The sequence below is a fragment of the Buttiauxella sp. AC038 genome, assembly GCF_979253565.1.
The window spans coordinates 3,033,074-3,045,276 of record NZ_CEEDCQ010000001.1 but is presented as its reverse complement, the minus strand read 5'-3'; the positions used below and the strand labels follow the sequence as shown (position 1 = coordinate 3,045,276).

Below are 12,203 nucleotides of genomic sequence, written 5' to 3'. Positions count from 1 at the left end.
TACGCCATGTCGCCCCGTTTTGGGGCGTAAACAACGTGCAAACCCCATCATCGATCACAAATCCAGTATTATATTTTACCACTGCATAATCTTTCTTGTTTTTATCTGGCGATCCAAGCGGCACCGTAAAACTATGCACTATATATTCACTTTATGTGAATAGTGGTGGTGCGTAAGCTATTGATTTAACAATCCAACCTCTCTGTTATTCATTTATATCGCTGGCTGGCACGAAGCGTGCAATCTACATTTACAGCGCAAACACTCAATTATTTAACATCTAAATAACTTTTTATTTACCGGAAGAGGTCGCTATGTCGCAGTCAATTACCCGCCAGAATTTCGACGAATGGATGATGCCCGTTTATGCTCCCGCCTCTTTTATTCCGGTACGAGGTGAAGGCTCGACATTGTGGGATCAGCAAGGCAAAGATTATATCGACTTTGCGGGTGGAATTGCGGTTAACGCCCTGGGTCACGCCAACCCGGAACTGCGCAAAGCGCTGGAAGAACAAGCGGCAAAATTCTGGCATACCGGCAATGGCTACACCAACGAGCCGATTCTGCGCCTGGCAAAACAGCTGATTGATGCCACGTTTGCCGATAAAGTCTTCTTCTGCAACTCAGGGGCGGAAGCCAACGAAGCGGCGTTAAAACTGGCACGTAAATATGCGCACGATAATTTTGGCCCGCAGAAAAGCGGCATCGTTGCTTTCAAAAATGCTTTCCACGGCCGCACGCTGTTTACGGTTTCGGCGGGTGGACAACCTGCTTACTCACAAGATTTTGCGCCATTACCGCCGCAAATCAGCCACGCCATTTATAACGATCTGCAATCTGCCAGCGAATTGATTAATGAAAATACTTGCGCAGTGATTGTGGAGCCAATGCAGGGCGAAGGCGGAGTGGTGCCTGCTGATCCAACGTTCCTGCAAGGTTTGCGTGAACTGTGTGACCGCCACAACGCAGTGCTGATTTTTGATGAAGTGCAAACCGGTGTTGGCCGCACCGGTGAGTTGTACGCCTATATGCATTACGGCATCACGCCGGACGTACTTTCTACCGCTAAAGCTTTGGGCGGCGGTTTCCCGATTGGCGCGATGCTGACCACCGATAAATTCTCTAAAGTGATGGTAGTAGGCACTCACGGCACAACTTATGGCGGTAACCCGTTGGCAGGTGCTGTTGCAGGCCGGGTGATGGAAATCATCAATACGCCTGAAGTGCTTAACGGTGTTAAACAGCGCCACGCCTGGTTTGTTGAGCGTTTAAACAAGATAAACCAGAAACATCAGCTGTTTAGTGAAGTACGTGGCCTGGGGCTGTTAATTGGCTGCGTTCTGCAACCGGAATACAGCGGAAAAGCTAAACTTATCTTACAGGCCGCGGCACAGGAAGGCTTGATGATGCTAATCGCCGGGGCGAATGTCATACGTTTTGCTCCAGCGTTGATTGTCAGCGAAGCTGAAGTGCAAAAAGGGCTGGATCGTTTTGAGCGCGCCTGTGAACGCTTTATTGCGGGAGAGCAATCATGATGATTATCCGTCCGGTTGAGCGCGGTGATTTATCCGGGCTGCTGGAGATGGCGGGTAAAACAGGCGGCGGCTTGACTTCACTGCCTGCGGATGAAAAAACGCTGTCTGAACGTATCGAACGCTCAATTAATACCTGGCAGGGTGGCCTGCCAGAAGGCGACCAGGGCTATGTTTTCGTGCTGGAAGATACTGTAATCGAACGTGTGGTGGGGATTTGTGCCATCGAAGTGGCGGTTGGGCTAAACGACCCCTGGTACAACTACCACGTGGGAACCCATGTTCATGCCTCTAAAGAACTGAATATTTACAACGCGTTGCCGACGTTGTTTCTCAGCCACGATCACACCGGCAGCAGCGAGCTTTGCACGCTATTCCTCGACGCTGACTGGCGCAAAGAGGGCAACGGTTACCTGCTTTCCAAATCACGTTTTCTGTTTATGGCAGCCTTCCGTGACCGTTTTAACGAAAAAGTGGTGGCCGAGATGCGTGGTGTGATTGACGAGCATGGTCATTCACCGTTTTGGGAAAGCCTCGGTAACCGTTTCTTCTCTATGGAATTTAGCCGTGCCGATTACTTGTGTGGCACCGGGCAAAAAGCGTTTATCGCCGAATTAATGCCAAAGCACCCGATTTACACCGATTTCCTCTCACCTGAAGCGCGGGAAGTGATTGGCAAAGTCCACCCGCAAACTGCGCCTGCACGGGCGGTGCTGGAAGCCGAAGGTTTCCGTTATCGCAATTACGTGGATATTTTTGACGGTGGCCCAACACTTGAGTGCGATATCGACCGCGTAAGAGCGATTCGCAAAAGCCGCCTGGTTGAAGTAGCCATCGGGCAACCGGCGACTGAAGATCTGCCAATGTGCCTGGTAGCCAATGAAAAATATAATGATTTCCGCGCCATGCTGATTAAGGCAAATCCAAAAGGTGACCGGCTGGTTATGGATGCCAAAACCGCTGATGCCCTGAAATGCAGCGCTGGCGATAAAATACGGCTGGTGCGTTTGTGCCCCGAGGAGAAAAAAGTATGACTCAGTGGATTAATGGACAGTGGCTTTCCGGGCAAGGCGAATCATTACAAAAACATAACCCAGTAAACGGTGATTTGCTGTGGGAAGGGGTTGCAGCTAATACAATTCAGGTAGAGCAGGCGTGTAGCGCTGCGCGCGCCGCATTCCCGGCGTGGGCAAAACGCCCGTTTGCCGAGCGCCAGGCGATTGTCGAAAAGTTCGCGGCGCTGCTTGACGCGAATAAAGAAGCCCTGACCGTGACCATTTCCCAGGAAACTGGCAAGCCGCGCTGGGAAGCGGCGACTGAAATTACCGCGATGGTGAACAAAATCTCCATCTCGATTAAGGCTTACCACACGCGTACCGGCGAAACGCACACCCCGATGCCAGATGGTGCAGCAACATTGCGCCACCGCCCACACGGTGTTCTGGCAGTCTTTGGTCCGTACAACTTCCCTGGCCATTTGCCGAACGGGCACATTGTGCCGGGCCTGCTGGCTGGCAATACCATCGTATTTAAACCTAGCGAACTGACGCCGCTGATTGGCGAGCAAGTGATGAAGCTGTGGCAGCAGGCGGGTGTGCCGGATGGCGTACTCAATCTGGTGCAGGGCGGGCGAGAAACCGGCCAGGCACTGGCGCAGCAATCGACGCTGGATGGCCTGTTATTTACCGGCAGCGCCAATACCGGCTACCAACTTCATCGCCAGTTTGCCGGGCAGCCGGAAAAAATTCTCGCCCTCGAAATGGGTGGCAACAACCCGCTGATCGTTGAAGATCCACAAGATATCGACGGTGCCGTTCATCTGGTGATTCAGTCGGCATTTGTCACAGCCGGGCAACGCTGTACTTGTGCGCGTCGCTTGCTGGTAAAACAGGGTGCGCAGGGTGATGCATTCTTAAAACGCCTGGTAGAAGTGGCGGCGCGTATTCGCCCCGACGCGTGGGATGCCACACCGCAGCCATTTATCGGCGGGCTTATCTCCGTTCAGGCGGCAGAGCGCGTGCTAACTGGCTGGCAGGAACATATCGCGCGTGGCGGCAAAGCGCTGCTGGAGCCAAAACTGGTGAAAGCGGGCACATCGCTTCTGACGCCGGGAATTGTCGAGTTAACTGGTGTCGCAAATGTGCCCGATGAAGAAGTGTTTGGGCCGTTACTGACCGTTTATCGTTATGCCGATTTCAATGATGCTATCGCGATGGCGAATGACACACGTTATGGGCTGGCAAGCGGCCTGATTTCTCCGCATCGCGAGCAGTTTGACCAGTTGTTACTCGAAGCTCGCGCCGGGATTGTTAACTGGAATAAACCATTAACGGGCGCGTCGAGTGCGGCACCGTTCGGCGGCGTGGGCGCATCTGGTAACCACCGCGCCAGCGCCTGGTACGCGGCTGATTACTGCGCATGGCCGATGGCGACACTGGAAAGCCCGTCATTCCCGCTGCCCGCCACCCTGAGCCCGGGACTTGATTTTAGCGGTAAGGAATAATCATGAAAGCGCGTGAAGTTAATTTTGATGGACTGGTGGGCTTGACCCACCATTACGCCGGGCTTTCTTTCGGTAATGAAGCATCAACCAAACACCAGTTCCGTGTTTCCAACCCAAAGCTTGCTGCGAAACAAGGTTTGCTGAAGATGAAAGCGCTGGCGGATGCGGGGTTTGCACAAGGTGTCATTCCACCGCAAGAGCGGCCCAATATTCCGCTGCTGCGCCAGTTGGGTTTTAGCGGCAGCGATGAACAGATTGTTGAACGCGTAGCAAAACAAGCGCCACAACTGCTGTCGGCGGTGAGTTCAGCTTCCTCAATGTGGGTAGCAAATGCCGCGACGGTCAGCCCATCAGCAGATACCCTCGATGGCAAAGTCCACTTCACCGTGGCGAACCTGAACAACAAGTTCCACCGTGCAAGTGAAGCACCGACCACAGAAAAGGTGTTACGGGCCATCTTCCGTAATGAACAGTATTTTTCTGTTCACGGCGCACTTCCACAGGTGGCGATGTTTGGTGACGAAGGGGCGGCAAACCATAACCGCCTCGGTGGCGCGCATGGCGAGCCATCGACACAGCTTTTTGTCTATGGCCGCGAAGAGGCAAAAGCAGGGCTGGTACCTGCTCGTTACCCGGCTCGCCAGACGCTCGAAGCAAGTCAGGCTGTCGTCAGGCTTAACCAGGTGAACCCGGACTTAGTGGTTTACGCACAACAAAACCCTATGGTTATCGATCAGGGCGTGTTTCATAACGACGTAATTGCGGTTTCGAACCGCCAGGTATTGTTCTGCCATGAGCAGGCATTTCTTCATCAACATGCGTTATACGAGCAGTTGCGTGTTAAAGTGCCCGGATTCACGCCTATTGAAGTTCCCGCAAATAAAGTTTCAGTGGCCGATGCGGTCGCAACTTATCTGTTTAACAGCCAGTTATTAAGCCGTGACGATGGCAGCATGACGCTGATTTTGCCAGAAGAGTCCCGCCAGCATGTAGGGGTCTGGAATTATCTCAACGAAGTGCTGGCAGCCGATAACCCAATCAGCGAACTCAAAGTGTTTGACCTGCGCGAAAGCATGGCAAATGGCGGCGGCCCGGCATGTTTACGTCTGCGAGTTGTACTGAACAAAGCGGAACAAAAAGCGTTAAACCCAGCGGTGATGATGAACGAAACGTTGTTTGTCACGCTCAATAACTGGGTGGACCGTTGGTATCGTGACCAACTGACTCAGGCTGATTTAGCTGACCCACAGTTGTTGCGAGAAGGGCGCGAAGCACTCGATGAACTAACCCGTATACTAGACTTAGGTTCTGTTTATCCATTTCAACATTAAGAGCCTGCCTGGCAGGCTCTAACAGGAGGCACAATGTTGGATTTTTTGGCGCAAACCCTGGCGGGTAAAGTGCCAACTCCGAGCGCCGGAGAAAATGCCCATCTGCATTGGCAGTGGTGGGATGAAGGTATTTTGACACTGGCCCCACATCAGGCGACGCAAAAGACACTGGTGTTGTCGGCAGGAGTTCACGGAAACGAGACTGCGCCGGTAGAAATTCTTGCGCAGCTGGTGGACAGACTGGTTGCCGGTGAAATAGCGTTGCAGTGGCGGTTGCTGGTTATTCTGGGCAATCCTGCGGCACTGCGCAGCAATCAGCGCTACCAGCACAGCGATATGAATCGTATGTTTAGCGGCGGTTGGCAGCAATTCCCTGAAAGCATTGAAACACAACGTGCCTGCCGACTTGAGCATGCGTTGGATCTGTTTTTGGCGGAATGTGAAGAGACCATCTGCTGGCATCTGGATATGCATACCGCAATTCGCAGCTCTTATCACCCGCGTTTTGGAGTCTTGCCTTCGCGTCCATTGCCATATGATGAGGAATTTCTCTCCTGGCTGGGCTGTGCGGGATTGCAGGCGCTGGTGTTTCATCAGGAACCTGGTGGCACTTTTACCCATTTCAGCAGCGAACATTTCAATGCGCTCAGTTGCACACTTGAGTTGGGCAAAGCACAGCCTTTTGGCGAAAACGATCTCAGCCAGTTTGAGGTGACAAAGCAGGCATTGCAGGCATTGCTAAGCGGCGAGGCGTCAGAGCCCATTGACGGTAAACCGTTACGCTATAAAGTGGCGCAGCAGATTACGCGCCACAGTGATGCCTTTGTGTTGCATATGTCAGCGCAAACACAGAACTTCACCGCATTCCCGAAAGGTACATTGCTGGCCGAAGATGGCAACACGCAATATGTGGTGAAAGAAGATGTCGAGTTTGTTTTATTCCCTAATCCTAATGTTGCAACGGGATTACGTGCGGGATTGATGCTGCGCGAAATTTAATATGTATTGGCCTCAGCAGTGGGGCCAATAAATAATCACCGGGCAAACAACAATATACAGATAAATCTTAGTTGGTGGCTTTATCCATTCTGCATATTGCTATACAATCTCTTCATAATTTCTTTAAAATCATTGCTTTGTTATATACTGTTTCAATTCCCCTTTGTTTATCCTTATTCTCTTCATAATTGCTGCAATTTTGTTTTTCTCCCTTTCAATGCTTTACCTATGGGGACTATTACTTGACGCACAACCCCGTAAACTTAATTTCGTCAACGCGGCAAACCTTGTCGTAATAGAAATCAGAATAGGAATAAACAATATGCGTAAATTAACAGCTCTCTTTGTTGCTTCAACTCTGGCTCTCGGCGCGGCGAACCTGGCTCACGCGGCTGATACCACTACCGCTGCAAAAACTGATGCAACCATGACGCACCATAAAGGTATGCGTAGTGGTCACCACGATATGATGTTTAAGGATTTAAACCTGACTGACGCGCAGAAACAACAAGTGCGCGACATCATGAAAGAACAGCGCGGTAAAATGGAGCGCCCTTCAGTAGAAGAGCGCCGTGCGGCGCACAACATTATTGCCAGCGACAGCTTCGATAAGGCTAAAGCGCAGGCTCAGGTAGATAAAATGGCTGAGCAGAACAAAGCTCGCATGATGGCTCATATGGAAACGCAGAATAAGATCTACAACATTTTGACGCCGGAACAGAAAAAACAATTTAATGCCAATTTTGAGAAGCGTCTGACAGAACGTCCTCATCATGAAGGTAAAATGCCTGCTGATCAGGAATAACTGATCGACTGACTTAAGACCGCCGGTCTTGTCCACAATAGCGATATCGCAGTGGACAGGACCGGCGGTTTTCTTGTTTTTGTCGGATGTCGCTGCGCTAATCCGACCTACGGAAAATGGTTTGTAGGGGGGATTAGCCGCAGGCGACATCCACCATTTTGAATATCAGGCAATCTGCTGCGCGCTACTCAACATCGAGCGGATAAGTTGCTCAAGTAACGGTTGCAATTGCTCGGCACGATCGGAGCGCCAGGCAAACGGCGCCTGCTCATCCATATAATTGCACTGCGCAAGTTCCAACTGCACCGCATGAACCCCTTGCGCTGGTTGACCATAGGCGCGGGTGATATAACCGCCTTTAAAGCGCCCGTTCGCCACCCAGCTAAATTGCTTTTGTGATGCCGCACAAGCCACCAGATGCTCTTCTATCAACTCATCACAGCTTTTACCGCCGTTAGTACCGAAATTAAGATCCGGAAGCTTACCTTCAAACAAACGCGGAATATGGCTGGCGATGGAATGGGCATCAAACAGTAGCGCATAGCCGTGCTCCGCTTTCATTCTCTCCAGCTCACTTTGCAACTGCTGATGGTAAGGCTGCCAGATATTGACCAGTGCCGCTTTGCGTTGTTCCGGACTCGGCTCTTTTCCTGGAATAAACACCGGGGTGCCATCAAATAGCGTTTCAGGATACAGACCGGTGGTGGCGGTGGTATAGAGCGGTTTATCGTCCGCCGGGCGGTTGAGGTCGATAACCATGCGCGAATAATTGCCGGTAATCACGCTTGCGCCCAATGCGTGAACAAAATCATAAAGCTTCGGGATATGCCAGTCGGTGTCAGGCAATGGTTTTGCTGCATCGCTTAGGGCCGATTCAACGTCTGGCGTTAGTGCGGTGCCTGCGTGTGGAATGCTGATAAGGATTGGCAATTTCCCACGACTGAAATCAAAAGGTGCTGTCACGTTTCTCTCCCTGATAAATAACGGTGCAGGGCAATTGCCCCCCTAACCAATAGACCAGTTCTGCGGGACGTGCCACGGGCCAGTGCACAAAGTTAGCAACTTTTCCGCACTCAAGGCTGCCGTGGCTTTCACGGATACCCAATGCCTGCGCGGCATGCAGAGTGACACCCGCCAGCGCTTCTTCAGGGGTTAAACCAAACAGAGTACAGGCCATATTGAGCATTAAACGCAATGATAATGCAGGCGAGGTGCCAGGGTTGGCATCACTTGCGACCGCCATCGGCACACCATGTTTGCGGAACGCAGCAACCGGCGGCTGTTGCTTTTCACGTAACAGATAAAACGCGCCAGGTAGCAATACGGCAACCGTATTGGCTTCAGCCATTGCTTGCGCGTCAGCATCAGTTGCGTATTCAAGGTGGTCGGCAGATAACGCCTGAAAACGAGCGGCAAGAGTGCTGCCGGCCAGTGCTGAAAGTTGTTCAGCGTGGAGTTTTACAGGCATTCCCAGAGTGCGGGCGGCACTAAAAACCTTCTCGGTTTGGGCCGGGCTAAAAGCCAGATGCTCACAGAATGCATCTACGGCATCAGCCAGTTTTTCCTGTGCTACACGCGGGAGTAATTGTTCGCAAACCACTTCAACCCATCTGTCGCTATCACCGCTAAATTCAGGAGGAACGGCGTGAGCCGCAAGGCAGGTGGCGTACACTTCAACCGGGAGGATTTCGCCTAGTCGACGGATAACGCGCAGCATTTTGATTTCATTTTCGATATCCAGCCCGTATCCCGACTTAATTTCGACAGTCGTCACGCCTTCTTGCAGCAAATGTTGCAGACGCTGGCGGGCAGAATGCAGCAAATCATCTTCATCGGCTTCGCGCGTACTGCGGACGGTGGAAATAATGCCGCCACCACGTGCGGCAATTTCTGCGTAACTCACTCCATTCAGGCGCATTTCAAATTCTGCGCTGCGGTCGCCACCAAATACCAAATGAGTGTGGCAATCAATAAAGCCCGGAGTGATTATCCCGCCATCAAAGTGGTGATGTGCCTGCGCTGTAATGTCGGGCAGCTCAGCACGAGCGCCCAGCCAAACGATTTTCCCCTGATGCACTGCGATAACACCATCTTCAATCAACTGGTATTGCCCATTCGCCATTGTGACAAGCGTTGCACCGCTCCACAGGCTGTCGATGCTACGAGGGTAAGTCATGACATTCTCCACATCAGGTTGTATAGACAATTGACTACAAGCTAGCGCAGCATGTACTTTTCGGCAACTTCAGTCATGCGAATTATGACGGGGTTAAACAAGTTTAAAATTTGGTTTGCGTTAGTCTGATTTAATCGCTAAATCATTGGCATCGCAAAAGAAGGAATCAAATCCATGCCTGCATTTTTTGCTCCAGTTGTGATGCTCCCACAAGGTTGGGGGCACAATGTGCGTATTAGCGTCAACGAACAAGGAACGATTACTCACGTCGAAGTTGGTGCTTCAGGAGAAAATGCCACACTGCTACCGGGCGTTGTGATTCCTTCTATCTCGAATTTGCACTCTCATGCGTTTCAGCGGGTGATGGCAGGGTTGACGGAAGTGGCGGGCAATCCGCAGGACAGTTTCTGGACGTGGCGCGACATGATGTATCGCATGGTGCAGAAACTATCCCCTGAACAAGTCGGTGCCATTGCCACTCATTTGTACATTGATATGCTCAAGGGTGGTTACACTCAGGTTGCTGAATTTCACTATTTACATCATGACGTTAACGGAAAACCGTATGCGTCAGGTGATTTGATGCTACAGCAACTGCTGCTTGCTGCCGATAACAGTGGGATAGGGCAAACGCTGTTGCCAGTGTTGTACAGCCATGCAGGTTTTGGCGCACAACCACCAGCCGCGGGGCAAAAAAGATTTATCCAGGATGTCGATCGTTATCTGCGCCAACAACAAGCGTTGGGCAATGTATTACGCCGTTATCCTTTGATTAATCACGGTTTGTGTTTTCACTCATTACGAGCGGTAACACAGGAGCAAATGGAGGATGTTCTGGAAGCGAGTGATTACCGCTTGCCGGTTCATATCCATATTGCTGAGCAGGAAAAAGAAGTCGACGACTGCCTTGCCTGGAGCAATGAGCGCCCGGTGGAATGGCTCTATAACCGCTTTGCGGTGGATGACCGCTGGTGCCTGGTTCATGCCACGCACTTATCGCCTGAAGAGTTAACCCAAATTGTTGAAAGCCGCACAGTGGCAGGTTTATGCCCAACAACCGAAGCAAATCTCGGCGATGGCATTTTCCCTGCGACCAATTTCATCGCCCAGGGCGGCCATTGGGGCGTGGGTTCTGACAGCCATGTGTCGGTTAGTGCACTGGAAGAATTACGCTGGCTTGAGTACGCACAGCGCCTGCGTGATAAAAGGCGCAACCGCATTGTGTTGCCAGAATTGCCTCAGGTTGGCGAAGTTTTGTGGCGGCAGGCTGCAGTTGGCGGCGCACAAGCCTGCGGTGTGACGATGGGGATGATTGCTCCGGGGCAGCGTGCGGACTGGCTGGTACTCGAGCGTGACTCATGGCTTGCGCATGTTGAAGATTACGCGATTCTTAACCGCTGGTTGTTTGGTGGACGCTGCGAACAAATACGAGACGTGTGGGTTGCTGGAAAACAGGTGATAACCGACAGGCAGCACCCACTCGATGAACAAAGTAATGCACAGTTTGCGCAGGTGATGCGCACTCTTCAGGAGTGGTGATGGAATTCTTTGATATACGGAAAGTGCCCGTCAGCTTGTGGCGTAACGGGGCCGGAGAAACCCGCGAAATTTGCTGTTTTCCGCCCGCTACGCGCGATTTCAACTGGCGCGCCAGTATCGCGTCAATCGCCAGCAGCGGCGAGTTTTCAGCTTTCCCTCAGGTAGACCGTGTCATCACCTTGCTTGAAGGAGGGGAGGTGGTTCTGGATGCCGGAAAGGCGTTTCGTCATACCCTAAAGCACTTTCAGCCTTTTGCTTTTGCCGGTGATTACACGGTTAAAGCCGAGCTAAAGCAGGGTATGTCGATGGATTTCAATATCATGACGCATCGTGACCGTTGCCGTGCCAAAGTGCGTGTTGCTGACCGCACGTTTACGACCTTCGCTCCGCGTGGCGGCATTGTTTATGTGCTCAGCGGTGAGTGGCAACTGGGCGACAAACTACTGACGCCAGAGCAAGGTGCGTGGTGGCAAGATGGCCGCCATACCTTGCGCTTACTGAAGTCGGAAGGAAAACTGCTGTTTAGCGAAATTACTTATCTCTGATCACTGCCCGGTAAAACTGCCGACCAATTGATAACGCGAGCCCGGATACAGCAGTCGGGCTACCGTCACCACCTGCGAATGGTGCCAGGTGCGGCGTTGAATCAATAAACAAGGCTGGTTAGCCGTCACTTCAAGCAATCCTTGCTGCGTTTCATCTGCCAACACCGCTTCCACAATATGTTCACCCGAAGTTAGCGGTGCGACTTTGCTCAGATAATGGTGTGGCGTTTCCAGACGGAAATCTTGTTGTAGATAGTCTGGGGCAAGCGCCGGGTTCACATAGCGAGTTTCCAGCTGTACTGCCATATCGTTGTCGTAGTGAATCAGTTGCGAATAAAACAGCGGCTCGCCAACGTTGACTGAAAAGGCATGTGCCAGTTTTTCATCTGCCTTAACTTGTTCAAGCGCTACCACCTGATTGCGGTAGTGATGACCTCTCGCGGTAATCTCTTCGGCAATGCTACCCACTTCAAGCATTGCAGTATGGCCTTTTTGCTCAGCCACAAAGGTTCCCACACCTTGCATTCGTACCAGCCAGCCTTCGCCTGTGAGTTCTCGCAACGCCCGGTTGATAGTCATTCGGCTGACATTCAGCGCATTAACCAGTTCCGTTTCCGAAGGCACTCTCTGATGAGCAAGCCAGTTACCACTGCGGATCTGGCTGATGATTCCTTGTTTTACCCGCAGGTAAATGGGCGCAGGTAAATCACTGATGGCGGCACGCAATTGATCCAGAGGTTGGATTTCAGACATCAACGGTTCCTTAAAAATTG

The 12,203-nt window shown here is 51.7% G+C and carries 11 protein-coding genes; 8 read left to right on the top strand and 3 right to left on the bottom strand.

Going from position 1 to position 12,203, the window contains the following annotated elements; all coding sequences use genetic code 11:
- Positions 1-314: 314 nt before the first annotated feature.
- The 6 genes from astC (at position 315) to spy (ending at position 7,170) form a co-directional block, all read left to right on the top strand.
- Positions 315-1,535, top strand: coding sequence for a succinylornithine/acetylornithine transaminase (gene astC / locus AC0IXI_RS14425; RefSeq protein WP_422568805.1), 1,221 nt, complete (start codon positions 315-317; stop codon positions 1,533-1,535).
- A complete protein-coding gene (gene astA, locus AC0IXI_RS14420) occupies positions 1,532-2,566 on the top strand; it encodes an arginine N-succinyltransferase (protein WP_413498488.1) in 1,035 nt (344 codons plus the stop codon). The genes astC and astA overlap by 4 nt, the downstream gene beginning before the upstream one ends.
- Positions 2,563-4,035 (top strand): succinylglutamate-semialdehyde dehydrogenase, encoded by a 1,473-nt coding sequence (gene astD / locus AC0IXI_RS14415; protein WP_471682654.1) that lies wholly within the window; start codon positions 2,563-2,565, stop codon positions 4,033-4,035. Before astA ends, astD begins: the two co-directional genes overlap by 4 nt.
- Before the next feature lie 2 nt (positions 4,036-4,037).
- Complete coding sequence (astB, locus tag AC0IXI_RS14410) at positions 4,038-5,366, top strand: N-succinylarginine dihydrolase (protein WP_471682653.1); 1,329 nt, start codon at positions 4,038-4,040, stop codon at positions 5,364-5,366.
- 33 nt (positions 5,367-5,399) lie between these two features.
- Complete coding sequence (gene astE, locus AC0IXI_RS14405; protein ID WP_471682652.1) at positions 5,400-6,365, top strand: succinylglutamate desuccinylase; 966 nt, start codon at positions 5,400-5,402, stop codon at positions 6,363-6,365.
- Between the two features lie 322 nt (positions 6,366-6,687).
- The gene (spy, locus tag AC0IXI_RS14400) at positions 6,688-7,170 is read left to right on the top strand and encodes an ATP-independent periplasmic protein-refolding chaperone Spy (protein WP_413498484.1); all 483 of its coding nucleotides are present in this window, start codon (positions 6,688-6,690) and stop codon (positions 7,168-7,170) included.
- 165 nt (positions 7,171-7,335) lie between these two features.
- On the opposite strand, the gene hutG is transcribed toward spy, so the two are convergent.
- The gene (gene hutG / locus AC0IXI_RS14395) at positions 7,336-8,133 is read right to left on the bottom strand and encodes an N-formylglutamate deformylase (RefSeq protein ID WP_471682651.1); all 798 of its coding nucleotides are present in this window, start codon (positions 8,131-8,133) and stop codon (positions 7,336-7,338) included.
- Positions 8,117-9,346, bottom strand: a complete 1,230-nt coding sequence (gene hutI / locus AC0IXI_RS14390; protein ID WP_413498482.1) for an imidazolonepropionase — start codon at positions 9,344-9,346, stop codon at positions 8,117-8,119. Before hutI ends, hutG begins: the two co-directional genes overlap by 17 nt.
- A 174-nt stretch (positions 9,347-9,520) precedes the next feature.
- Between hutI and AC0IXI_RS14385 the strand changes: the two genes are divergently transcribed.
- Both AC0IXI_RS14385 and ves read left to right on the top strand, forming a co-directional pair.
- Positions 9,521-10,885, top strand: coding sequence for a formimidoylglutamate deiminase (locus AC0IXI_RS14385; RefSeq protein WP_422568799.1), 1,365 nt, complete (start codon positions 9,521-9,523; stop codon positions 10,883-10,885).
- Positions 10,885-11,430 carry an environmental stress-induced protein Ves gene (gene ves, locus AC0IXI_RS14380; RefSeq protein WP_034456033.1) on the top strand — a complete coding sequence of 182 codons (546 nt, stop codon included), beginning with the start codon at positions 10,885-10,887 and terminating at the stop codon, positions 11,428-11,430. Before AC0IXI_RS14385 ends, ves begins: the two co-directional genes overlap by 1 nt.
- Here ves and hutC read toward each other — a convergent pair whose 3' ends face one another.
- On the bottom strand, positions 11,431-12,183 hold the full coding sequence (gene hutC, locus AC0IXI_RS14375; protein WP_422568798.1) for a histidine utilization repressor: 753 nt from the start codon (positions 12,181-12,183) through the stop codon (positions 11,431-11,433).
- Between the last annotated feature and the right edge of the window lie 20 nt (positions 12,184-12,203).